Source organism: Streptomyces sp. NRRL F-6676 (assembly GCF_000725625.1).
Lineage (GTDB): Bacteria > Actinomycetota > Actinomycetes > Streptomycetales > Streptomycetaceae > Streptomyces.
Genome location: NZ_KL647083.1, coordinates 279,313 through 300,858, shown reverse-complemented (window position 1 = coordinate 300,858; position 21,546 = coordinate 279,313). Strand labels below are relative to the sequence as shown.

The following is a 21,546-nucleotide window of genomic DNA, read 5'->3' as shown; positions in this document are numbered from 1 at the left end:
CCCGCCGACGCACCGAACCTGCCGAGCTCCCCGGCGCCCAAGGGCCCCACACCCGATGCCACCCCTTCACCCCCGCCCACTGCCAGGGGCGCGCGGAACGGCGCGACCAGCCCCGACACACCCGCACCCGCGCACGCACCGAGCCCCCCCGGCCCCCCCGCACCCCCGGCACCATGGCCGCCCCCTCCCGAGACGGCGACCTCCGGCGAACGTTCGCCACCTTCCCCGCCCGAACCGGCGGAGCCACAGGCGAGCCGTTCGCCACCACCTGGTGGGGCAACGCCTGGCTCACCGCCCTGGAGGCGGGAGCCCTCGACCCCGCCCGCCTCACCCGCGGCCGCGCCTACGCCGCCCAGGGCAACGTCGACGCCATCACCGTCACCCCCGGCCAGGTCCTGGCCTACGTCCGCGGCAGCCGCCCCCGCCCCTACCGCACCCAGGTCCGCCTCCGCACCCTCTCCGACGCCGACTGGGACCGCTTCCTGGATGCCGCCGTGGAACGCCCCGGCCACATCGCCGCCCTCCTCGACAAGGAGATGCCGCACTCGCTCGCGGACTGCGGCGTCCCCCTGCTCCCCGGCCCCGGTGACCTCGAACCGCTGTGCAGCTGCCCGGACCGCGGCCACCCCTGCAAGCACGCCGCCGCCCTCTGCTACCAGACCGCACGCCTGCTCGACGAGGACCCCTTCGTCCTGCTCCTACTCCGCGGCCGCGGTGAACGCACACTCCTCGACGCCCTCTCCCGCCGCAGCGCCGCCCGCGCGGCCCGCGCCGCACAGAACGCGCACGACACGGCCGCCCTGCCCGGCGTCCGCGCCCGCGACGCCCTCGCCCCGCGCACCCTCCCGCCGCTCCCCGCCCCGCTGCCCCCGCTCCCGCACCCCGAGCAGCCACCGGCCCACCCCGCCGCCCCCGGCGGCCCGGACCCGCTCGCCCTCGACCAGCTCGCCACCGACGCGGCCGCCCGCGCCCACGCCCTGCTCACCACGGGACGTGACCCCGTGGCCGAGCTGACCCTGTGGCAGGACGCCGTCCGCCTCGCCGCCGCCCGCCCCGGCTCCGGCCTCACCGCCACCACCCGCGCCCTCTACGCCTCGCTCGCCGCCGCCACCGGCCGTACGACCGCCGACCTGGCCCGTGCGGTCGCCGCCTGGCGGCAGGGCGGACCGGAGGGGCTCGCCGTCCTGGAGGAGCCGTGGGACCCGCCGGCGGGCCGCTTCGACCGGGCCCGCCCGCTGCTCCTCGCCGCCGACCTGCCCGCCTTCCGCCCCTGGCGCAACCGGCTCACCCACCCCGCCGGCCACGTCCAGCTCCGCCTCGGCCGCGACCACCTCTGGTACGCCTACGAGTCGGAACCCGGAACGGAGGACTGGTGGCCCCGCGGTACCCCCGACCTCGACCCGATCGGCGCGCTCACCGGACTCGGCGCCCTACCGTGACGGCGGGACGGGGCCCGACCTCACGGTCCGCTCCAGGCGGCTGCCGCCTCCTGGGCGGTGGCGTGGGTGGTGAAGACCTGTTCCAGGCCGACGATGCGGAAGATGCGCTGGACGCGGTCGGGGACGGCGGCCAGGGCGATGTCCGCGCTCATCCGGAGGGCGTGGTTGCGGGCGGCGATCAGTACGGTGATGCCGCTTGAGTCGCAGAAGGTGAGACCACCCAGGTCCATGATCAACTGCTGGCCCGCGTGCAGGTCCAGGCGTTCCAGGGCCTCCCGGGCCTGGGGAGCGCTGTGGTGGTCGAGGTCGCCGGTCAGTTCGATGACGGGTCCGCCGGCGCCGGTGCGGGTGTGTACGGTCAGGGAGCTCACTGCTGCTCTTCACTGGGGGATCGGGGCACGTTGATCGCAAGGACAGCGGTGTCGTCGTCCACGCCGGCGCCAAGGGTGCCGAGCAGGTCGCCGAGGGCTTGGACGGTGTCCGAGGCGGTGGTGGGGGCCAGCGAGCGCGCGAAGTCCACAAGTGCTTCGTCGCCGTACCGGCCGCCGGATCGGTCGGTGTGGGCCTCGGTGAGGCCGTCGGTGTAGAGCAGCAGGGTGTCGCCGGCCTCCAGGCGGACGGTGGTGGTGGCGATGTGGGCGTCCGCCAGGGCGCCGATGAGCTGGCCGCCGGGGGTGGGCAGCTCATCGGCGCTCCCGTCGGCACGCATCAGGATGGCCGGCGGATGGCCGCCGCTGGCCAGGGTGACCTGGAAGGCCCCCTCGTCGTCGACGGGGGTGAGCAGTCCGAAGATCACCGTGCAGAACCGCGGGTCGGTGCCGCTGTACTCGTGGTTCAGTACGGTGTTCAGATTGCCGAGCACGGCGGCGGGATCGGAGTCGTAGACGGCGGCGGCGCGCAGCGTGTAGCGGGCGAGCGAGGTGATCGCGGCCGCGGCGGCGCCCTTGCCGCACACATCACCGAGGAACAGGCCCCAGGTGCCGTGGGCGAGGGGGAACAGATCGTAGAAGTCGCCGCCGACCTCGTCGACGGAGGCGATGTGGTAGTAGGCGGCGACGTCCAGGCCGGGTACGTCGTCCAGAACCGGGGGCAGCAGGGTGCGCTGCAATGTGGTGGCCAGGGTCTGGAGGCGGTCGCGCTCCCGGTCGACCTCCTGCCGGGCGCGCAGCAGCTCCGTCTCGTAGGCGCGCCGGTCGCGGGCGTCGGTGACAGTGGTGCGGATCAGCAGTGGCTGCCCGTCCTGGCCGGTCTTGACGGTGGAGGTCACCAGGACCGGCAGGCGGGAGCCGTCGGCGGTCCTCATCTCCAGCGCGATGCCGCCGACCTCGCCCTGCATGGACAGCAGCGGCGCGAAGTGGGTCTCGTGGTAGAGCCGGCCGCCCACCGTGAGCAGGTCGGAGAACCGTTTGCGCCCGACCAGGTCTTCGCGGCGGTGGCCGAGCCAGTCCAGCAGCGTCTTGTTGACCTTGACGATCTGGCCGTCCAGCAGTGTGGAGAGATATCCGCACGGCGCGTTCTCGTACAGGTCCTCGGCACTGTCCTCCAGCAGCGCGGAGAACAGTGCCCGCTCGTCCTCCGGTTCGCCGTCGCGGCCCGTCCCGCCGGGGTGGCCGTCGTCGGCCTCGCACATCACCGGGCGATCCCGGCGGCGAAGGAGGCGATCGCCGCGGCGGTCGCCTCGGGCGCGCTCAGCTGCGGGCAGTGCCCGGTCGCGGCCAGGGTGACCAGCTCGCTGCCCGCGATCCGGGAGTGGACGAAGGACCCCACCTCCGGCGGGGCGATCGCGTCGTGGGAGCACTGCGCGATCAAGGTGGGGAGCGTGACCCGCGCGAGGTCGTCGCGGTTGTCGGACAGGAAGGTGACCCGGGCGAAGACCCGGGCGATCTTCGGGTCGGTGCGGCAGAAGCTGTTGGTCAGCTCCTGGCCCAGCTCCGGACGCTCCGCGTTGCCCATGATCACCGGGGCCATCGCCGCCGACCAGCCCAGGTAGTTGGAGTCCAGTGACTCCAACAGCTCGTCGATGTCCTCGGTGCTGAACCCGCCCCGGTAGCCGGTGGCCGGATCGTCGATGTAGCACGGCGAGGGGGTCAGCAGCACCAGGCCGGCGAAGTGCTCGGGCTCCTGCGCGGCGGCCAGCACGCCCATCATGGCGCTCACCGAATGCCCCACGAAGACCACCGGGCCCGCGTCCAGCTCGCGGCAGACGTCCAGGACGTCCTGCGCGTATCCGTCGAGGCGGGCGTAGCGGGCCTCGCTCCAGGCCGACATGTCCGAGCGGCCCGCCCCCACGTGGTCGAAGAGGACCACCCGGAAGTCGCGCTCCAGGACCGGCACCACCAGACGCCACATGTTCTGGTCGCAGCCGAATCCGTGGGCCAGCACGAGCACCGGCCCGTCCGCCCGGCCTGTCACCGTCACATGGTTCCTGGCTCGTACGTCCATGGGTCCCATCCTCGCATCCCGCCCCTCGTGACCCTCTGCCCCCGGCCGCCACCCCGCCACCCGGCGGGCGGCGGGTCCGGCCGCGGGCCCGCGGCAACATGGACGAGAACGGCCCTCGCAGGGTCCGCCCGTACGGCGGCGACGGGGAGCCCCAGCCCGGACCAGCGCTGTCTGCTCACGGACTCACACGCCCCCGCTGTCGGGCTGGGACGTCACTTGTAGATCTTCCCCGGTTCGGCCTTGCCCGGAGCGAGCAGCTGGGAGACGGTCACGAAGGTGTAGCCCTGCTTGCTGAGCGCCCGCAGGATGGACGGCATGGCCGGGACGGTGCCCTTGTGCAGCGGGTGGAGCAGGATGATCCCGTCCCGGTCGGCGCCCTCGAGGACGCGCCGGGTGATCAGCGCGGTGTCGTCCGTGGCGTAGTCCTTCGCGGTCACCGTCCACAGCACCTCCGCCATCCCCAGTTCCTTGCAGATTTCGGAGACGCGGTCGTCGGTGCGGCCCTGGGGCGGGCGCATCAGCGTCGGCTCGCTGCCGGTGAGGCGGGAGATGGCCCCTGCCGTACGGCGCAGCTCGTCGCGGATCTGCGCGTCGGACGCATCGGTCAGCACCGGGTGGGTCCAGGTGTGGTCCCCGATCTCGTGGCCGTCCCGGGCCATCCGCCGCACCACGTCCGGGAACCGGTGGATGCGACGGCCCTCGAGGAAGAACGTCGAGGGCGCCTTGTACTCCTTGAGGAGGTCCATCACCCGGTCGGTGGGTTCGCCCGGGTTGCCGTCGAACGTGAGTGCGATGCACTTGGCTTTCCGGCAGTCGACCTGCCCCGACGGTATTCGTGCTCCGGACGCCGCCCGATCACGTTCCGTGCGCGGGGAGAGCGTCTCCATCCGGTTCGCCCGGACGATCACGACGACGGTCGCCGTCACCACCGCCACCACGGCCAGGGTCAAAAGTACGAACAGGCGGGGCCGCCTGGCGAGGATCTTCACGACAGGGAGAAGGCCCCGGTGCCGCACGGGTTGCCCGGCGGCCCCGTTGGTGAGGTAGGACACATGTGCGAGGCGCCGTGGAGCGACGGGCGCCGGGCGGGCGCCCCGAACGCCCTCATGGACGGCAACGGCCTCCCCAGGGGGCCTCTGTACGATGCTCGGGCGTCTTGCCTCACGTGCCCCGCGGACAACGGGGTGGCCGATGACCTGCTCACCAGGCGGGTTGGGCACACGAACGTGAAGACGACGGAGGAGCGGTACGTGAAGCCGGACGTGGCGGACCTGCTTCCCGCGGCGCAGGCATGGGGAGGTCTCGCAGGGGACGTGTGAGAGATCGTGACGACAAAGGTGTGAACCGGTGAGCGAAGCCAAGATCGAAACGCTGCAATACCGCTTTGACGGGCCGGAAGACGCCCCGGTCCTGATCCTGGGACCGTCCCTCGGCACCACATGGCACATGTGGGACCGCCAGATCCCCGAACTGGCCCAGCAGTGGCGGGTGCTCCGGTTCGATCTGCCCGGGCACGGGGGCGCGCCCGCGCATCCGGCCGGGGCCGTCGGTGATCTCGCCCGGCGGCTGCTGGCCACGCTCGACGCGCTCGGCGTGCAGCGGTTCGGCTACGCGGGCTGCGCGTTCGGCGGCGCCGTCGGCCTCGAACTGGCGCTGCGCCACCCCGAGCGGCTCGCCTCCCTCGTACTGATCGCCGCCTCGCCCCGGTTCGGCACGGCGGACGAGTTCCGCCAGCGCGGGGTGATCGTCCGCAGCAACGGGCTCGACCCGATCGCCCGTACCTCGCCCGAGCGCTGGTTCACCGGCGGGTTCGCCGCCGCGCAGCCCGCGATCACCGAGTGGGCGGTGCAGATGGTCCGCACCACCGACCCCGGCTGCTACATCGCCGCCTGCGAGGCCCTCGCCGCGTTCGACGTGCGCGGCGAACTCGGCCGCATCGGCGTGCCCACGCTCGTCCTGGCCGGCTCCGAGGACCAGGTCACCGGGCCGGCCGAGGCCCGCACCCTGGTCGCCGGCATCCCCGACGCCCGGCTCGCGGTCGTCCCCGGCGCCTCCCACCTCGTCCCGGTCGAACAGCCCGGCGCCGTCACCGACCTGCTCGTACGCCACTTCTCCAGCGCGTGGCAGCAGCCGGTGTTCGACACCACCACCGGCCAGATCCCGCTCCCGGCCGTCCCGGTGCCCCCGGCGCCGGTCGTCGGGCCGGGGACCACGCCGCTGGCCGCGATCGCCCCGGCCGCCGCCCAGCCCGAGCCGGTGGGCCGGCCCGACCCGTACGACGCCGGGATCAAGGTGCGCCGCGAGGTGCTCGGCGACGCGCACGTGGACCAGGCACTGGCTGCGGCGGACGAGTTCTCCGGCGACTTCCAGGAGCTCGTCACCCGGTACGCGTGGGGCGAGATCTGGGACCGGCCGGGACTCGACCGCCGTGCGCGCAGCTGCGTCACGCTCGCCGCGCTGATCGCCGGCGGGCACACCGAGGAGCTCGGCGCGCACGTCCGCGCCGCCCTGCGCAACGGGCTGACCCCCGCCGAGATCAAGGAGGTGCTGTTGCAGACCGCCGTCTACTGCGGCATCCCCGCCGCCCAGGGCGCCTTCCGGGTGGCCCAGCAGGTGATCCGCGAGGAGACCACCCCCGAGTGATCCCGGGGTCCGGCCACGATCCGGGCAGCGGAAGCACCACCCTGACGTGCTCCGCCACCGCCGCGCCGGGGGCAGGATGGAACCATGAAGCTCACCAAGAAGACGCACTCCTGTGTCCGCCTCGAGAAGGACGGACGCACCCTCGTCATCGACCCCGGCATGCTCAGCGAGGAGGACGCCGCGGTCGGCGCGGACGCGATCCTGGTCACGCACGAGCACATGGACCACTTCGACGAGGGCCGGCTGCGGGCCGGTCTCGAGGCCAACCCCGAGGCCCGGATCTGGACCCTGAAGTCGGTCGCCGAGAAGCTCTCCGCAGCGTTCCCCGGCCGCGTCCACACCGTGGGCCACGGCGACACGTTCACCGCCGCCGGCTTCGACGTCCAGGTCCACGGCGAGCTGCACGCCGTGATCCACCCCGACATCCCGCGGATCACCAACGTCGGCTACCTGATCGACGGCGGCGCCGTCTTCCACCCCGGCGACGCGCTCACCGTCCCCGACCACCCCGTCGAGACGCTGATGCTGCCGGTGATGGCCCCCTGGAACAAGATCGCCGACGTCATCGACTACGTCCGCGAGGTGAAGCCGCAGCGCGCGTACGACATCCACGACGCGCTCCTGACCGACCTCGCCCGCCCGGTCTACGACGGCATGATCGGCGGCCTCGGCGGCGCCGAGCACCTGCGGCTCGGCTCCGGCGGCTCCGCCGAGCTCTGAGCGCCCGGCGAAGCCGGGCCCGGCCGCGTTGTCGGACCCGCCCGGTAGTTTGTAGGGCATGCGCATCGCGACCTGGAACGTGAACTCGATCACCGCTCGGCTGCCCCGGCTGCTCGCCTGGCTGGAGAGCAGCGGGACGGACGTGCTGTGCGTCCAGGAGACCAAGACCACCGAGGAACAGTTCCCGTCCGACGCGCTGCGCGAGCTGGGCTACGAGTCCGCGGTGCACGCGACCGGCCGGTGGAACGGCGTGGCGGTGGTCTCCCGCGTCGGCCTGACGGACGTCGTCAAGGGCCTCCCCGGCGATCCCGGGTACGACGGCGTCCAGGAGCCCCGCGCGGTCTCCGCGACCTGCGGCCCGGTCCGCGTCTGGTCGGTCTACGTGCCCAACGGCCGCGAGGTCGACCACCCGCACTACGCCTACAAGCTCCAGTGGTTCGAGGCGCTGCGCGCGGCGATCGCCGGGGACGCGGCGGGCGACCGCCCGTTCGCCGTCCTCGGCGACTACAACGTGGCCCCCACCGACGACGACGTCTACGACCGCGCCGCCTTCGAGGGCTCCACCCACGTCACCCCCGCCGAGCGCGCCGCGCTCGCCTCCCTGCGCGGGGCGGGTCTGACGGACGTGGTCCCGCGCCCGCTGAAGTACGACCACCCGTACACCTACTGGGACTACCGCCAGCTCTGCTTCCCCAAGAACCGCGGCATGCGGATCGACCTGGTGTACGGCAACGAACCGTTCGCCAAGGCCGTCCAGGACGCGTACGTGGACCGCGAGGAGCGCAAGGGCAAGGGCGCCTCGGACCACGCGCCGGTGGTGGTGGACCTGGACGTCTGAGCCGCCCGCACGGGCCGGCCCCGGTCAACCGCACGGGCCGACACCGGCCAACCGCACGCCCGCCCGGTGCCGGCCCCGCCTCACAGCAGCCGCAGGTCCACCGAGTCCGCCAGCGCGGCGAGGCCCGCCGGGCCGGGGTGCAGATGGTCGCCGCTGTCGTACTCCGGCCGCAGCCGCGTCGGACGGCCGGGGTCGCGCAGGACGGCGTCGAAGTCGAGGACGCCGTCGAACGTGCCGTCGGCTTGGCGCAGCCAGGCGTTGACCGCCGCGCGCCGTGCGTCCGCGCCGGCGGTGCACAGCGCCTCGCCCTCGCACGGGGCGATCGTCGCGGCCAGCATCCGGACCCCGCGCGCGTGCGCCCGGTCGGCCAGCTCGCGCAGCCCGGCGATCACCTGGTCCGCCGTGGCGCCCCAGCGGACGTCGTTGACGCCCTCGAACACCACGGCGGTCCGTACCGACGTCTGCGCCAGTACGTCACGGTCCAGCCGGTGCGGTGCGCTCACCCCGCCGGTGTCGGTGGAGACCCCGTCGCCCGGATAGCGGTCGGTGACCACGCGGTTCGCGGAGATCCCCTCGTCGAGCACCCCGTAGTGGGGGACCGCGCGCTGGTCCAGCAGCCGGCCGGCCAGCACGTTGGGCCAGCGCCGGTTGGTGTCCGTGCCGGACTTCTCGCCGTCGGTGATCGAGTCCCCGAGCGCCACCACCGTGCCCGGGCCGCCGCCGGTGCCCTTGCCCGCGTCGCCGCCGGTGCCGCCGCCCACGTCGACGCCGGTGAGGAACGGCCAGGTCGTCAGCGTCGAGGTGTACGCCTCCGGGCCGCCGTCCCGCGTGTGGTCGCCCGGCTCGCTGAGGTACGACCGCTGGAGCGCGAGCCGGTGCACGGGCGCCGCCGTGACCGTCCCCGGCAGCTGGAAGCTGACCAGCAGGTCGGCGTCGGCGGGCACCGCGAACGGAACCGGGTCGCTGACCGCCTGCGCGCCCGCCGGCACCGTCACGCCCCGTGCCCCGCCGAAGGACAGCGGCACCGGCGTCCCGGCCGCCGCCGCCCCGGAACCCCGCACCGCCACCGTCGCCCCGCCGATCCGCACCGGCGACGGGGCGAAGGTGTTGTCGAACCGCAGCCGCGCCCGCGGCCCGCCCACGGAGGTGTGCACGACGAGCCGCAGGGTGCGGTCGGTCCACGGGCCGACCGAGGTGTACCCCGAGGTCGCGGCGGCCCAGCTGCCCGTCCAGCCGCGCCCGGCGGACCGCACCGACAGCGCGAAGACATGCAGGTCGCGGTCGCGCGGCAACGCGACCGACGCCACCGCCCGGCCGCGTACGAGCGGCACCGTCACCACATAGAGCCGCGCCCGCTCGGCGAGCGGACCGGCGGGCGTGTTGAGGTGCGGCAGCGCGACGGCCTTGGTGGCGAGGGGGCCGGTGCGCCAGTCGGGGGCGGTCAGCCGGTAGGCGGAGCGCGAGCCGTCGGCGTACCGCACCGTGCCGGAGCCGCCGGCGTCGGCGCCCTCGGCCCCGGTGCCGGCGACGAGGAACGCGAGCGCGTCGCCGCGGCCCCGCAGCCGTACCGACTGCCCGGCGGCCCGTACGTTGTCCGGCGCGCCCGGGGCGGTACGGGGCCAGGTCAGCCGGGCGCCCTGGACGGTCAGTACGCGCCCCGGCGTCCAGCCGGCCGCCGTCAGATCCCGCGCCGACAGCGAACGCCCGGCCCCGTCGAAGTCCGCGGCGTCCGGCCGGGCGTCGTCGCTGACGGCCACGTTGTCGAACAGCCGCGCGAGCGACACGGCGCCGGAACCGGCGCCCGGGCCCGTGGCCGTCCCCGCCGCCGCCCGCGCGGGCGCGCCGGGCAGCAGGACCCCCGCGCACACCCCCAGGGCCGCGGCCACCCACCCGAGACGCAGGCGCACCAGGGGCTCCTCTCGAAAGTAAGAAAACGACAGGGGGAACGGAAAGAGGAACTGACGGGACACCAGATGCCTCTTGAAGCTAGGGAGGAGGAGGCGAATCGTCAATGAACCGCGGATGAACACACCGGTACCGCGCGCTTCTGGTGCACGGCGCGGGGACGATGCCACATTGGACATATGAACATCCCTTTTCTGGGCAACTGGCGCAAGAGCCACGGTGCGACGGCCCTCGGGGGTGCGGTGCTCACCGCCGGCGACCCCGACAGCTCCGGCGGTGAGGGGATCGCCGCACTGCTGGCCGAGTGCGAACTGCTGCGCGCGCAGGCCGAGCGGGCGGGGGTCGAACTGGACGACACGGCGGACTCGCTGGCGGCGCTCGACCAACTGGTCCCGCGCTGGCGGGACGACGAGGAACTGCTGCCCTGGCTGGGCAACGACGCGGGGCTGTACCTCGGCACGGTCATCGTGCGGACGGTGCCCGGCGCGGTCTGGGAGCTGAGGTCGGGGCACCCGGTGGTCCTGCTCGCCACCGGCCGGGAGATCGACGTGGTGACGGACGGCCAGGACTGGGCGGTGACCGGCGCGCCCGAACTGTCCCAGGTCTACGCGGAAGTGGCGTGACCCCCGAGCCCCACCCCGCGCCCTGGAGCACCCACCCCGCGCCCCACTCCACCCCGGGCCGGCGCACGCCCGCGCACACCCCGCGCACATCCCGCGCGCGCCACGGCCCGCGCCCGTACGGGAGGCCCGCGCCGGCAGCGAGTAGGCTGACCCCGCACGGCTGTCGGTCCGTCGATCGAACGGCACGCGTCACCAGGGGGAGCAGCGCACCGCACCCGGCCGGCCTTGTCCGGCGGCAGCCGAGGATCACTGCTCGCGCGGCGGAACCGACACGCACGACGGGTCGTCCGCCGACGAGAAGAAGGTCAGCTGCACGCCGGACGGGCCGGGCCCCCGGCGTCCTCGTGCTGTCAGCCCGCCGGCCGCCCACCGGGTGCCACCGTCGGCCGCGAGGCCCGTGCAGGTCGGCGGCCGGCGCTGAAACGGCACCGTCGGTCCCCTGCGACCTGATCCGAACGACAGGCCCTAGCCGGAGCGGGGATCGAGGGACTGCGCGATCTGCGCGGTGATCCCGCCAAGTTGACGAGCCTGCTCCTCGGTGAGCAGCTCGAAGACGTGCCGGCGCAGGGCCGCGTAGTAGGCGGGCGCCGCCTCCGCGTACTTGAGCGCCCCCGCCTCGGTCAGCGAGGCGATCGTGATCCGGGCGTCCGACGGGTTCTGCTCGCGTACGAGCCAGCCCTGCCGCTCCAGCCGGGACGCGATGCGGGACAGGTGCGACGGGGTGACCCGGGACAGTTCGGCGAGTGAACTCATGGTGTGTGTACGGTCCCGATGCCGGGTCAGGCACCACAGGATCAGGAACTCGTGGTGACTCAGGCCCTGTTGTTTGAGCTGTCCGTCCAGCGCCGCGGGGAGCCAGAGGAGCACCGACAGGAGTGACTCCCAGGTCTCCGCCTCGGCGGCGGCAAGCTCATGGTTCGCTTCCACGCGCCTGATCGTAGCGCGAAGGTACTTTCCACAGTAAATTTCTTTCAGTTACTTGCCACGGAAACCAATCGACTCTAAGTTAGTTTCCGAAGCAAGTAACTGTGTGATCAAGGAGTATCCATGCGTGCTGCCCGCTACCACGACTACGGTCCCGCCGACGTGCTCGTCATCGAAGACGTCCCGCAACCGCATGCCGGTCCCGGCGAGATCCGCATCCAGGTCACCGCCGCCAGTGTGAACCCCGTCGACTGGAAGCTGCGTTCAGGGGGTGTACGCGCCCAGTTCCCGGTCGACTTCCCGGCGGTCCCCGGTCGCGACGCCGCCGGTCTGGTGGACGAGGTCGGCGAGGGCGTCACCGGGGTCGCCCTCGGTGACCGGGTGTTCGGCCTCGGCGGGATATGGGGAGCGAGCGCGCAGTACGCCACGCTGACCGCCTGGGCCACGGTGCCGGAGGCATGGACCCTGGAGCAGGCCGCCGGCGCCGGCCTGGCCGTCGCCACCGCGGGCCGGGGGCTGAACGAGCTGGGCGACCTGTCCGGCCGCACGCTGCTGATCGAAGGAGCCGCCGGCGGTGTGGGCAGCGCCGCCGTGGCCATGGCGGCGGCGCGCGGCGCCACCGTCATCGGCACGTCGAGCACGGGCAAACACGCCTACCTGCGCACGCTGGGGGCGCTGCCCACCACATACGGAGAAGGACTGGCCGATCGGGTCCGCGAACTGGCCCCCGCCGGTGTGGACGCCGTCCTCGACACCGCAGCCTCCGGATCGCTCCCTGATCTCGTCGCCATCGCCGGGGACGCGGGGCGCGTCGTGACGGTCGCGGACGCGGCCCGCGCGAGCGGACTCGGAGTACGGCACGTCTATGCGGAGAACGACTCCGCCGTGCTCGCGGAGGGTGCGGCACTGGGCGGCCGGGGCCTGTTCGTGCCCCACCTCGCCGCGACCTACCCCTTGGAGAGGATCGCCGAGGCGCACCGGGAGTCCGAACTCGGCCACACTCAGGGAAAGATAGTCGTCACCCTGTGACGGCGACCGAGGCCCCGGCTCCACCGCCTCGCGTACGGCCGGTGCTCCTTTCACCGGTGCCGGGGACAACTGCGTATGTGCTGCGAGGCGCTGTCGGGATTCCGCACAGGACGCGGGCGGTCCGACCCGCCGGTTACCGAGCGGTCGACGTTGCCCGGGCCTTCGTGAAGTGCCGGACGACGTATTCGTTCATGGTGCGGTGGAAGCTCGCCGCGAGGTGGGACTGCGGGGCGAACATGTCGAAGGCGTGGTAGGCACCGGGGTAGAGGTGCAGCTCGACGGGGACGCCGTGGGCGCGCAGGCCCGCGGCGTAGTCGAGGTTCTCGTCGCGGAAGACGTCGAGTTCACCGACGCCGATGAAGGTCGGGGGCAGGCCGGCGAGGTCGGTGGCCCGGGCGGCGGCGCTGTAGGGCGTGACGTCTTCGGTGCCGGCCCGGTCTCCGAGGATCGCCTGCCAGGCAAGGAGGTTGGTCGAGCGGTCCCAGATGCCGATGTCGGTGATCTCACGGCTGGAGTCGGTGGTGTTGCGGTCATCGAGCATCGGGTACATCAGCAGCTGGAACAGGGGGCTTGCTGCGCCGCGGTCGCGGATCAGCAGGGCGGTGGCGGCGGCGATGCCTCCGCCTCCGCTCTGGCCGGCCAGGCCGATCCGGGTGGGGTCGAGGCCGAGACCGGGGGCGTTGTCGCTGATCCACCGGTAGGCGGTGTATCCGTCCTCGGCGGCGCCGGGCGCGGGGGTTTCCGGGGCCAGCCGGTAGTCGACGCTGACAATGGCGCAGCCGAGTGCCGCGGACAGCGGCTTGAGCCAGGGGGTGTCCTGCGCGGCGAAGCCGAGCACCTGCCCACCGCCGTGGAACCACACGAGGACCGGCAGCGGTCCGGGCGCGTTCCGCGGACGCAGCAGGACGAGGGGGACGTCGGGGCCTTCGGCGCGCGGCACCTGGATCTCGTGGGTGGTGACGGTGGGCTCGTCGGGGAGGGTGGCGGCGATGGATTCGGCGAGCGCGCGGACGGCCTGGCGGGTGGCGGGGAGGTCGGTCAGGTCGAAGACGCCGTTCGGGCCGATCGCAATGGCCTGGAGTGCTGCGGACAGTTCGCTGTCGATCGCGGGACGGGAGCGGGGCATGGCTCTTCCTTCTGGGTGGGGTCTGCGTCAAGGGCACGGGAGAGTGGTCGGACGGTCGGTGCGGCGAGGCGGTCGCCGCACTCCCTGTCTTCGAGCCGGGGCGGCTGTGGACCAGCCCCGCGCCTGAAACGGGGCGGGACGGAGAGGGTGGCGGGCTCAGTTCGCGGTGGTCGCCGGGGCGTCGAAGTAGTGGTCCTGGCCGAGGTCGTCGAGGAGGCCGGGCTGGACGGGCTTCCAGCCGAGGAGGTCCTGGGTCAGCGTGCTCGAGGACGGGTTGTCGGCCTGGGCGTGGGCGCTCAGGAAGGCGAAGTGGGCCTCGGCCTCCGTCGGCGGGATGCTGACCACGGGCAGGTTCAGCCCCCGGCCGATGGCATCGGTGATCTCCCGGAAGGTGATCCCCTCATCGCCGACGGCGTGCAGCCGTGACCCCGCCGGCGCGGATTCCAGCGCCAGCCGGTACAGGCGTGCCGCATCCAGCGTGTGCACGGCGGGCCAGCGGTTGGCCCCGTCGCCGACATGGGCGGCGACGCCCTTCGACCGGGCGATGGAGACGAAGCCCGGGATGAAGCCGTTGCGGTCGAGCGTGCTGTGCACGGTCGGAGTGAGCCGGACGACGGACGAGCGGATGCCGCGTCCGGCGAGCGCGACCACCGCGTTCTCGGCGTCGATGCGCGGCCCCGCGTCGAGCGTGTCGACCTCGGTGAGGGTGTCCTTGCGTCCCGCGAAGGCGAACAGCACTGTGCCCGACGTGGCCACCAGGGGTTTGCCGGTGCCGGCGAGCGCGTCCCCGAGCGCCTCGACGGCGCGCACATCCGCCGCGACCGCGCCGTCGAAGTCGCCGGCGAACATGGCGTCGTGCTTGAAGGCCAGGTGGATGACCCCGTCGGCCGCGGCGGCGGCCGCGGCGAGGCCGTCGAGATCGTCGAGGTCGCCTCGGTGCACCTCGGCACCGGCAGCCGTCAACGCGGCGGCGGACCTGTCCGAGCGGGCCAGGCCCAGGACTTGATGTCCCGCTGCGAGGAGTTCTGGGACGACGGCGGAGCCGACGTGGCCGGAGGCTCCGGTGACGAATACGCGCATGGTGTGCGCCTTCCTGCTACGGGTCCCCACCAGCGGCGGAGGACCCCTGATGTCAGATCCTGACATCACAGTACACCCGATGTCAGACTCTGTCATCACGCTAATGTCAGGCTCTGTCATCGCGGGGTAGGATCGCGGCATGAGCCGATGGAAACCCGACGCACGGGGCCGCCTGGAGAAGGCGGCGCTGGAGCTCTACAACGACAAGGGCTTCGAGGCCACCACCGTGGCGGAGATCGCTGCCCGGGCCGAGGTCACCGAACGCACCTTCTACCGGCACTTCGCCGACAAACGGGAAGTCCTCTTCCAGCCCAACGCCCTCGCTGACGTCCTCGCGCACGCCACGGCCACCGCCCCCGACCCGCTCCCGCCGCTGGAGGTGGTCACCCACGCCCTGATCGAAGCCGTTCCCGTCTTCGAAGAGCGCGAGGACCTGGTACGGCAACGCCAGACCGTCATCGCCGCCAACCCCGAACTCCAGGAACGCGAACTGGCCAAGCTCGCGGCACTCGCCGCGACACTCACCCGGGCGCTGCGTGAACGCGGGGTGGACACCACCACCGCGGCGCTCTCCGCGGAAATGGGGATCGCCGCGTTCAAGGTCGCCTACGAACGCTGGGTCAACGACCCCGACCGGCGCACCCTCGCCCAGCACATTCGAGAAACCCTGGACACGGCCGGGCGCCTCACCGCTGCCGCCGAGAATGCGGCCGGGAGCGACGACGTGAGCCGCACAGGCCAGGACGACATGGCATGAATACGGGGGCACGCTGAGCGAGGAGGCCCCCGGTGGCCTCGCTCAAGGCTCGCGCCTGCGATCGGTGGTTCAGTCGGGCGGGGGCGAAGCGGATCCAGTGCCGTGCCGAGGGAAGGTCCAGGAGGGCCCGGGCGACCGCCAGGCACAGCAGTTCGGCGTCCACACGAACCAACGGGCACCCTTCGCCATGGTCGCGGCCGGCACAGACACCGGACTCATTCCTCCAGTGCGAGCACACGCCGCTCGCGCACCGCGAGCCGAGCCAGTTTCCTCAGCATCATGCCGTTGCGGACCTTGACGACGTAGTCCACGGGGAGTCCGTGCATCCGGGTGCCGGGACCTCGAAGCGGGTGCCAGTCGAGCGTGAACAGTGTGCTCTCGCCCCAGGGGATCAGCCTCATCGCGATGCGGGCCGAGCCGAAGGGGTCCGCCCTCGCTTCCAGCTCCAGTCGGTGTCGTGGCTCGCAGATGCGGACGACGCAGGTGTCGTCGAGGACCAGGGGACCGACGCCGACCCGGACCTTCAGGCGGGCGCCCACCTCTGGCCAGTGCGGGTCCGCCGCAAGAACCTGCTGGGTGCCGGTCACCCACTCGCCGTAGCGGCGGCCGTCGGACAGCAGGCGCCAGACGTCGGCGGGCGAGCTGAGGATCAGACAGCGATTCCGGGCCATGCCATTCACACTCCGGGGGGGATGGGGACGTGACCGGAGAACCGAAGCTCCTGTGCGACGGCCGGCCGCGGCCGGAACAGGTGAGAGCGGTCGTCCACCCAAGGGCCTGGCCTCAAGCCTCCTGCCGATGGCCCCCCGTGCACAGTCCGGCAGGTCCAGACGGGGGCCGGGCCCCGCCCCCGTCTGGACCTGCCGGACTGCGCGGGTGACGCCGTACGCGTGAGTCTGGGGGGCCAGGCCCCGCGGCGGCGGACTGCGGGCCCCAGTGGCCGCCCGCTCGCCGTCGCACCGAGGAGGAATCATGGCTGACCAGCAGGGAAAGACGGACCGCATCGTGGTCGGGGTGGACGGTTCGCAATCGTCGAGGCAGGCCCTTCGCTGGGCCGCACGCCAGGCGGAACTCACCCGTGGAGTGGTGGAGGCGGTGGCCGCCTGGAACATTCCGCATTTCTACGGCGCGCGCGCCTGGCTCCCCCCGTCCAGCACGGACGAAGCAGCTCTGAAGAGCCGGGCGCACAGCGAACTCGTCGAGGCCGTCGAGGAGACCCTGGGATCGTCGCCGCCGGTCGAGGTGCGGGCCGAGGCGCGCTACGGCACCGCGGCCAGTGTGCTGATCGACGCGTCGCGAGACGTGGCCGTGCTCGTGGTGGGCAGCCGAGGTCTCGGCGGCTTCTCGGGGCTGCTGCTGGGATCGGTGGCGCAGCACTGCGTTCAGCACGCCGTCTGTCCGGTCCTGGTGGTCCGCGGCGGTGAGAGCTGAGCCCGCGCGCCCGGGCCCGGTGGTGAGTGCCGTTGCGCCGAGTGGTCCCTGTATTCACCGGAAAGCAGCACTGCGCGGGCGGCCGTATCGCGGTGCGGCGCCGCCCCCGTGACCGTGGAGGCGTGAGCGGCGCGGGCGACGACCTTCCCGGCGCGGAGTGAGCCCACTCGGTCCTCGCCGCCGCTCATGTGACAGCGGCGCACCGGCAGGAGGACGCGGCACGTGAAGGCATTCGTGATGAAGGAGATCGGGCGGGTGGGTTTCATGGAGAAACCCGTTCCGCAGCCGGGTCCGGCCGACGCCGTCGTGCGCACGACCAGGGCCCTGATCTGCACCTCCGACTCCCATACGGTCCAGGGCGGCATCGGCCCACGGGAGAACCTGACACTGGGACACGAGGCGGTCGGCGTCGTGGACGCCGTCGGCAGCGAGGTGCGGGACTTCCGGCCCGGCGACCGCGTGCTCGTCGGCGCCATCACCCCCGACTGGGGCGACCTGGCGTCGCAGAACGGCCACCCCTCGCAGTCCGGCGGTCCGCTCGGGGGCTTCAAGTTCGCGAATTCCAAGGACGGGGTGTTCGCCGAGTACTTTCACGTGAACGACGCCGATGCCAATCTCGCCAGGATCCCCGACGGCATCACGGACGCGGACGCGGTCTACTGCGCCGACATGCTCTCCACCGGATTCATGGGCGCCGAACACGGCAACATCCCGATCGGTGGCACCGTGGCCGTTCTCGCCCAGGGGCCGGTCGGCATGATGGCGACGGTGGGGGCCCGGCTCCGCGGCGCCGGCCTCGTCATCGGCGTCGAGTCGGTCCCGAGCCGGCAGAAGCTCGCGCAGCTGTACGGCGCCGACGAGATCGTCGATTTCACCAGCGAGGACGTCGTCCAGCGGGTCCTCGAACTGACCGGGGGACAGGGCGTCGACACCGCGATCGAGGCGCTCGGCGCGGACGTGACGTTCCAGACCGCGGTCAAGATCACCAAGCCCGGCGGCACGATCTCCAACACCGGCTATTTCGGCGAAGGCGAGTTCGTGCGCATCCCACGCGTCGAATGGGGCGTGGGCATGGCGGACAAGACCATCGCCACAGGACTGTGTCCCGGCGGAAGACTGCGGATGGAACGACTTCTGCGGGTGCTGGAGACCAAGCGTGTCGACACCTCGCACCTGACGACCCACGAGTTCCACTTCGATGACATGGAACGGGCTTTCGAGGTCTCCGACAAGAAGCTCGAAGACGTCATCAAGGTGATGATCACCTTCTAGCGGACCCGCGTTGACAGGACGATCTGCCCGGCGCTGCGGAAGCGAGACGGCATGCACGATCCCGATCCACCGTTCCGGCCGGTCCGCGGCCGTGCGGGCTATCTGCCGCTGGAGGACCTCGGCCTCATCGGGGACGGAACGACCACCGCACTGGTGGGCCTGGACGGCTCCATCCCCTGGATGTGCCTGCCCCGGTTCGACGCCGAGCCGCTGTTCTGCGGCCTGCTGGACCATGCCCGAGGCGGCCACTTCACCCTGGCCCCCGAGGAGCTGGTGGAGGCGCGGCAGCGCTACGAACCGGACACCGGCGTCCTGGTGACCGAACTGCGCGGCCGCACCGGCCTGGTGCGCGTTACCGACGCGCTGACCCTGCGCTCCGGCGCCGACCTGACCGACGACGCACCGGCCGACCGGGCCGAACTCGTGCGGTCGGCGGTGGTGTTGGCCGGCACCGTCCGCCTGCGGGCGGAGGTGGAACCCCGGGGCGGCGCCCAGGTGCGCGCCTTGTTCAGCGGACTGGAGGTGCGCCCGTCCAGGCGGCCGGACCTCCGGCTCCACCTGCGCTCCAACCGTCCCCTCACCGGCCTGCACAGCACCCACGACCTGCGGCAGGGCGACCGCCTCGATCTCGTACTGTCCTGGGGCCGCTTCCACCGCCACCACCGTTTCGACACCGACGGGATGCTGCGGGCGACCGCCGACGCCTGGCACCGCTGGATGCGGCACTTCGACTACGGCGGTCCCGAGGAACCCCTGGTCAGACGAGCCGCGATCACGTTGAAGCTGTGCGACGACTGGGCCAACGGCTCACTGGTCGCGGCCCCCACCTCCTCCCTGCCCGCGCCGATCGGCGGCATCCGCAACTGGGACTACCGCTACGCCTGGATCCGCGACGCGGCCTACGCCGTGTTCGCGCTGCGCCGCATCGGCTTCCGCGGCGAGGCCGACGCCTTCCTCGGCTGGGTCCTCGACGCCTTCGAGTACAGCCGGCGGCCCCGGATCATGTACGACCTGAGGGGCGGGCCGGTGCCGGACGAGGTCGAGGACGCGGAACTGGAGGGCTACCAGCGCTCCGCGCCGGTGCGCTGGGGCAACGGCGCCGCCGACCAGCGCCAGCACGACGTCTACGGCGAGATCCTGGACTGCGCCCACCAGTGGCTGCGCTCCGGCGGTGAGATCCAGCCCGCGCTGTGGGCGAGCCTCGCGGGGCTCGCCGACACCGCGGAGCGGGCCTGGCGCCAGCCGGACCAGGGAATCTGGGAGGTGCGCAGCGAGGGCCGGGTGTTCACGTACTCGGCCGGGCTGTGCCAGGTGGCCCTGGACCGGGCCGCGCGGATCGGTGAACGGCTCGGTCTGCCCGGGCGGATCGCCGAGTGGCGGGCCTCCGCCGACGAGTTGCGCCGGCTCGTCCTGGAGCAGTCGTGGGACGAGAAGGCCCAGACCCTCAGCGCCCACCTGGACGGTGGCGGCGTACTGGACGCGAGCCTGCTCGCGCTCCCGCTGCGCCAGGTGCTGCCGGCCGACCACCCGCGGATGGTGGCGACCACCAAGGCCGTCTCCGAGCGACTGTCCGCGGGCGGCGGGCTGCTCTACCGCTACGTCCACGAGGAGTCCCCCGACGGCCTGGCCGGTGACGAGGGCGCCTTCGTGCTGTGCAGTTTCTGGCTGGTCGACAACCTGATCGGGCAGGGCCGGATCGCGGAGGCCGAAGAACTGTATGCCTCGCTCTGTGCCCGCAGCAGCCCGCTGGGGCTGCTGTCGGAGCAGATCAACCCCTCTACAGGAGAGTTCATGGGCAACTTCCCGCAGGCGTTCAGCCACATCGGCGTCATCGCCAGTGGCGTGAACCTGGCCCGAGCGAAGGCAGGCGGGCAGCGATGATCGACCGGCTGGCCGTCTTCGGCGCGACGGGCGACCTCACGGGGCGTTACCTGCTGCCCGCGCTGGCCGCCCTGCATGCGGCGGGGCACCTCGGCGAGCGGTGGGAAGTGACCGGCGCGAGCAGGGAGGACTGGGACACCGAGCGGTACCGGGAATGGATGGCCGCCCAGTTCGAGCGGCACGACCCGTCCGGTCCGGCCGGAGCCAAGGAGGCGATCACGGCCGCCGCCCGCTACGTACGGGCCGATGTCACCGATCCCGCCGACGACGCCGCGGCCGTCGCGGGGGACGGCCCCGTCGCCGTCTATCTCGCCCTCCCCCCGGCCCTCTTCCCGCCCGTGATCACGGCCCTGCACGAGGCGGGCCTGCCGGCCGGCAGCAGGATCGTGCTGGAGAAGCCGTTCGGGGAGGACCTGGCCGGTGCGCAGGAGCTGAACCGGCTGCTCGCCGACCTCGTACCGGAGCAGGCGGTGTTCCGCGTCGACCACTTCCTGGCCATGACGACCGTGCAGAACGTCCTCGGCAGCCGCCTGGCCAACCGCGTACTGGAACCCATCTGGAACAGCACCCACATCGCCGAGATCGAGATCGTCTGGGACGAGACGCTGGCACTGGAGGGCAGGGCCGGCTACTACGACCACGTCGGGGCGCTCAAGGACATGGTCCAGAACCACCTTCTGCAACTGCTCTGCCTGGTGGCCATGGAACCGCCGGTCACCCTCGGCGAGCGCGATCTGCGCGACCGGAAGGTCGACGTCCTGCGGTCCGTGCGGCTGCTGACCGAGTACGACGTCGTGCACCGCACACGCCGTGCGCGCTATCTGCCCGGCCGGATCGGCGACCACGACCTGCCCGCCTACGTCGACGAGGACGGCGTGGACCCACAGCGCCGCACGGAGACCTTCGCCGAGGTGGAGCTGGAACTGGACAGCTGGCGCTGGTCCGGCACGAGGTTCCGCCTCCGCAGCGGCAAAGCGCTCGCGGCGGACCGCAAGGAGGTCGCGGTCCGCTTCCGCCCCGTGCCCCATCTGCCGTTCGGGCACAGCGGGGAGGCACTGCCGAACGTGCTGCGCTTCAACCTCGAACCGGAAGGCCTGGCCCTGGACCTGACGGGCATCGGCGCCCACACCGACGAACTCGCCCCGCTCGCGCTCACCGCGCGGATGGAACCACCGGGCCTGCCCCCCTACGGACGGCTCCTGCTGGACGTCCTGGAGGGGGACCCGGCCCTGTCCATCCGGGGCGACGAGGCCGAGGAGGCGTGGCGGGTCCTCGAACCCGTCCTGTCCGCCTGGGAGAAGGACCTGGTGCCGCTGGAGGAGTACCCGGCCGGCTCAGCGGGACCGCCCCCACGCCAGCAGCCCGCGGACAGCCTGCGGCGGCGCGAGGCCCTGCTCCACGACCCCGCGGCCCCGCCGAACGACATCTGACGGCCG

Annotated in this window: 20 protein-coding genes and 1 pseudogene; 11 read left to right on the top strand and 10 right to left on the bottom strand. The window is 72.7% G+C overall.

The genetic code is table 11. The features are described from left to right. The first annotated feature begins 173 nt into the window (after nucleotides 1-173). Complete coding sequence (locus IO29_RS32755) at nucleotides 174-1,439, top strand: SWIM zinc finger family protein (protein WP_030378254.1); 1,266 nt, start codon at nucleotides 174-176, stop codon at nucleotides 1,437-1,439. Between the two features lie 20 nt (nucleotides 1,440-1,459). On the opposite strand, the gene IO29_RS32750 is transcribed toward IO29_RS32755, so the two are convergent. The 4 genes from IO29_RS32750 to IO29_RS32735 form a co-directional block, all read right to left on the bottom strand. After that, nucleotides 1,460-1,810 carry an STAS domain-containing protein gene (locus tag IO29_RS32750; RefSeq protein ID WP_030378255.1) on the bottom strand — a complete coding sequence of 117 codons (351 nt, stop codon included), beginning with the start codon at nucleotides 1,808-1,810 and terminating at the stop codon, nucleotides 1,460-1,462. Next, a complete protein-coding gene (locus tag IO29_RS32745) occupies nucleotides 1,807-3,069 on the bottom strand; it encodes a PP2C family protein-serine/threonine phosphatase (RefSeq protein WP_030378256.1) in 1,263 nt (420 codons plus the stop codon). Before IO29_RS32745 ends, IO29_RS32750 begins: the two co-directional genes overlap by 4 nt. Further along, on the bottom strand, nucleotides 3,069-3,881 hold the full coding sequence (locus tag IO29_RS32740; RefSeq protein ID WP_030378257.1) for an alpha/beta fold hydrolase: 813 nt from the start codon (nucleotides 3,879-3,881) through the stop codon (nucleotides 3,069-3,071). The genes IO29_RS32745 and IO29_RS32740 overlap by 1 nt, the downstream gene beginning before the upstream one ends. 212 nt (nucleotides 3,882-4,093) lie before the next feature. Then, the gene (locus IO29_RS32735; protein ID WP_030378258.1) at nucleotides 4,094-4,870 is read right to left on the bottom strand and encodes a polysaccharide deacetylase family protein; all 777 of its coding nucleotides are present in this window, start codon (nucleotides 4,868-4,870) and stop codon (nucleotides 4,094-4,096) included. A 358-nt stretch (nucleotides 4,871-5,228) separates the two neighbouring features. On the opposite strand from IO29_RS32735, the gene pcaC reads away from it, so the two are divergent. From pcaC to IO29_RS32715, 3 genes are all read left to right on the top strand, one after another. Continuing rightward, nucleotides 5,229-6,524 carry a bifunctional 3-oxoadipate enol-lactonase/4-carboxymuconolactone decarboxylase PcaDC gene (gene pcaC, locus IO29_RS32725; RefSeq protein ID WP_030378260.1) on the top strand — a complete coding sequence of 432 codons (1,296 nt, stop codon included), beginning with the start codon at nucleotides 5,229-5,231 and terminating at the stop codon, nucleotides 6,522-6,524. A gap of 84 nt (nucleotides 6,525-6,608) precedes the next feature. Next, nucleotides 6,609-7,244 (top strand): MBL fold metallo-hydrolase, encoded by a 636-nt coding sequence (locus tag IO29_RS32720; protein WP_030378261.1) that lies wholly within the window; start codon nucleotides 6,609-6,611, stop codon nucleotides 7,242-7,244. Nucleotides 7,245-7,302: 58 nt separating this feature from the next. Further along, nucleotides 7,303-8,082: an exodeoxyribonuclease III gene (locus IO29_RS32715; protein ID WP_030378262.1), complete on the top strand. Its 780-nt coding sequence runs from the start codon at nucleotides 7,303-7,305 to the stop codon at nucleotides 8,080-8,082. An 80-nt stretch (nucleotides 8,083-8,162) separates the two neighbouring features. On the opposite strand, the gene IO29_RS32710 is transcribed toward IO29_RS32715, so the two are convergent. Then, a complete protein-coding gene (locus IO29_RS32710; RefSeq protein WP_030378263.1) occupies nucleotides 8,163-9,989 on the bottom strand; it encodes an SGNH/GDSL hydrolase family protein in 1,827 nt (608 codons plus the stop codon). Nucleotides 9,990-10,166: 177 nt separating this feature from the next. Between IO29_RS32710 and IO29_RS32705 the strand changes: the two genes are divergently transcribed. Next, complete coding sequence (locus tag IO29_RS32705; protein ID WP_030378264.1) at nucleotides 10,167-10,610, top strand: DUF6278 family protein; 444 nt, start codon at nucleotides 10,167-10,169, stop codon at nucleotides 10,608-10,610. Nucleotides 10,611-11,075: 465 nt separating this feature from the next. On the opposite strand, the gene IO29_RS32700 is transcribed toward IO29_RS32705, so the two are convergent. Then, nucleotides 11,076-11,537, bottom strand: a complete 462-nt coding sequence (locus IO29_RS32700; protein ID WP_030378265.1) for a MarR family winged helix-turn-helix transcriptional regulator — start codon at nucleotides 11,535-11,537, stop codon at nucleotides 11,076-11,078. Nucleotides 11,538-11,657: 120 nt separating this feature from the next. Between IO29_RS32700 and IO29_RS32695 the strand changes: the two genes are divergently transcribed. After that, nucleotides 11,658-12,563 carry an NADP-dependent oxidoreductase gene (locus tag IO29_RS32695; RefSeq protein ID WP_030378266.1) on the top strand — a complete coding sequence of 302 codons (906 nt, stop codon included), beginning with the start codon at nucleotides 11,658-11,660 and terminating at the stop codon, nucleotides 12,561-12,563. 133 nt (nucleotides 12,564-12,696) lie between these two features. On the opposite strand, the gene IO29_RS32690 is transcribed toward IO29_RS32695, so the two are convergent. Both IO29_RS32690 and IO29_RS32685 read right to left on the bottom strand, forming a co-directional pair. Beyond that, complete coding sequence (locus IO29_RS32690) at nucleotides 12,697-13,689, bottom strand: alpha/beta hydrolase fold domain-containing protein (RefSeq protein WP_051707605.1); 993 nt, start codon at nucleotides 13,687-13,689, stop codon at nucleotides 12,697-12,699. A gap of 156 nt (nucleotides 13,690-13,845) precedes the next feature. Next, nucleotides 13,846-14,769 carry an SDR family oxidoreductase gene (locus IO29_RS32685; RefSeq protein WP_030378268.1) on the bottom strand — a complete coding sequence of 308 codons (924 nt, stop codon included), beginning with the start codon at nucleotides 14,767-14,769 and terminating at the stop codon, nucleotides 13,846-13,848. 139 nt (nucleotides 14,770-14,908) lie between these two features. Here IO29_RS32685 and IO29_RS32680 point away from each other — a divergent pair, with 139 nt between their 5' ends. Next, complete coding sequence (locus tag IO29_RS32680) at nucleotides 14,909-15,526, top strand: TetR/AcrR family transcriptional regulator (protein WP_030378269.1); 618 nt, start codon at nucleotides 14,909-14,911, stop codon at nucleotides 15,524-15,526. Between the two features lie 64 nt (nucleotides 15,527-15,590). On the opposite strand, the pseudogene IO29_RS40490 reads toward IO29_RS32680, so the two are convergent. Continuing rightward, a pseudogene (locus tag IO29_RS40490) lies at nucleotides 15,591-15,692 on the bottom strand (IS982 family transposase); the annotation flags it as partial. Nucleotides 15,693-15,741: 49 nt separating this feature from the next. Next, complete coding sequence (locus IO29_RS32675; protein WP_030378270.1) at nucleotides 15,742-16,197, bottom strand: SRPBCC family protein; 456 nt, start codon at nucleotides 16,195-16,197, stop codon at nucleotides 15,742-15,744. Nucleotides 16,198-16,498: 301 nt separating this feature from the next. On the opposite strand from IO29_RS32675, the gene IO29_RS32670 reads away from it, so the two are divergent. The 4 genes from IO29_RS32670 (at nucleotide 16,499) to IO29_RS32655 (ending at nucleotide 21,540) form a co-directional block, all read left to right on the top strand. Beyond that, on the top strand, nucleotides 16,499-16,957 hold the full coding sequence (locus IO29_RS32670) for a universal stress protein (protein WP_030378271.1): 459 nt from the start codon (nucleotides 16,499-16,501) through the stop codon (nucleotides 16,955-16,957). A 222-nt stretch (nucleotides 16,958-17,179) separates the two neighbouring features. Next, nucleotides 17,180-18,229 carry an NAD(P)-dependent alcohol dehydrogenase gene (locus tag IO29_RS32665; RefSeq protein WP_030378272.1) on the top strand — a complete coding sequence of 350 codons (1,050 nt, stop codon included), beginning with the start codon at nucleotides 17,180-17,182 and terminating at the stop codon, nucleotides 18,227-18,229. A gap of 51 nt (nucleotides 18,230-18,280) precedes the next feature. After that, nucleotides 18,281-20,110, top strand: coding sequence for a glycoside hydrolase family 15 protein (locus tag IO29_RS32660; RefSeq protein WP_030378273.1), 1,830 nt, complete (start codon nucleotides 18,281-18,283; stop codon nucleotides 20,108-20,110). Further along, the gene (locus tag IO29_RS32655) at nucleotides 20,107-21,540 is read left to right on the top strand and encodes a glucose-6-phosphate dehydrogenase (protein WP_030378274.1); all 1,434 of its coding nucleotides are present in this window, start codon (nucleotides 20,107-20,109) and stop codon (nucleotides 21,538-21,540) included. Before IO29_RS32660 ends, IO29_RS32655 begins: the two co-directional genes overlap by 4 nt. Nucleotides 21,541-21,546: the final 6 nt, after the last annotated feature.

What these genes read in the sequence shown, in the direction of transcription:
- IO29_RS32755 (WP_030378254.1), top strand. Translation starts at nt 174, where the DNA reads ATGGCCGCCCCCTCCCGAGACGGCGACCTCCGGCGAACGTTCGCCACC.
- IO29_RS32745 (WP_030378256.1), bottom strand. Translation starts at nt 3,069, where the DNA reads ATGTGCGAGGCCGACGACGGCCACCCCGGCGGGACGGGCCGCGACGGC.
- IO29_RS32740 (WP_030378257.1), bottom strand. Translation starts at nt 3,881, where the DNA reads ATGGACGTACGAGCCAGGAACCATGTGACGGTGACAGGCCGGGCGGAC.
- IO29_RS32720 (WP_030378261.1), top strand. Translation starts at nt 6,609, where the DNA reads ATGAAGCTCACCAAGAAGACGCACTCCTGTGTCCGCCTCGAGAAGGAC.
- IO29_RS32715 (WP_030378262.1), top strand. Translation starts at nt 7,303, where the DNA reads ATGCGCATCGCGACCTGGAACGTGAACTCGATCACCGCTCGGCTGCCC.
- IO29_RS32705 (WP_030378264.1), top strand. Translation starts at nt 10,167, where the DNA reads ATGAACATCCCTTTTCTGGGCAACTGGCGCAAGAGCCACGGTGCGACG.
- IO29_RS32695 (WP_030378266.1), top strand. Translation starts at nt 11,658, where the DNA reads ATGCGTGCTGCCCGCTACCACGACTACGGTCCCGCCGACGTGCTCGTC.
- IO29_RS32690 (WP_051707605.1), bottom strand. Translation starts at nt 13,689, where the DNA reads ATGCCCCGCTCCCGTCCCGCGATCGACAGCGAACTGTCCGCAGCACTC.
- IO29_RS32685 (WP_030378268.1), bottom strand. Translation starts at nt 14,769, where the DNA reads ATGCGCGTATTCGTCACCGGAGCCTCCGGCCACGTCGGCTCCGCCGTC.
- IO29_RS32680 (WP_030378269.1), top strand. Translation starts at nt 14,909, where the DNA reads ATGAGCCGATGGAAACCCGACGCACGGGGCCGCCTGGAGAAGGCGGCG.
- IO29_RS32675 (WP_030378270.1), bottom strand. Translation starts at nt 16,197, where the DNA reads ATGGCCCGGAATCGCTGTCTGATCCTCAGCTCGCCCGCCGACGTCTGG.
- IO29_RS32670 (WP_030378271.1), top strand. Translation starts at nt 16,499, where the DNA reads ATGGCTGACCAGCAGGGAAAGACGGACCGCATCGTGGTCGGGGTGGAC.
- IO29_RS32660 (WP_030378273.1), top strand. Translation starts at nt 18,281, where the DNA reads ATGCACGATCCCGATCCACCGTTCCGGCCGGTCCGCGGCCGTGCGGGC.
- IO29_RS32655 (WP_030378274.1), top strand. Translation starts at nt 20,107, where the DNA reads ATGATCGACCGGCTGGCCGTCTTCGGCGCGACGGGCGACCTCACGGGG.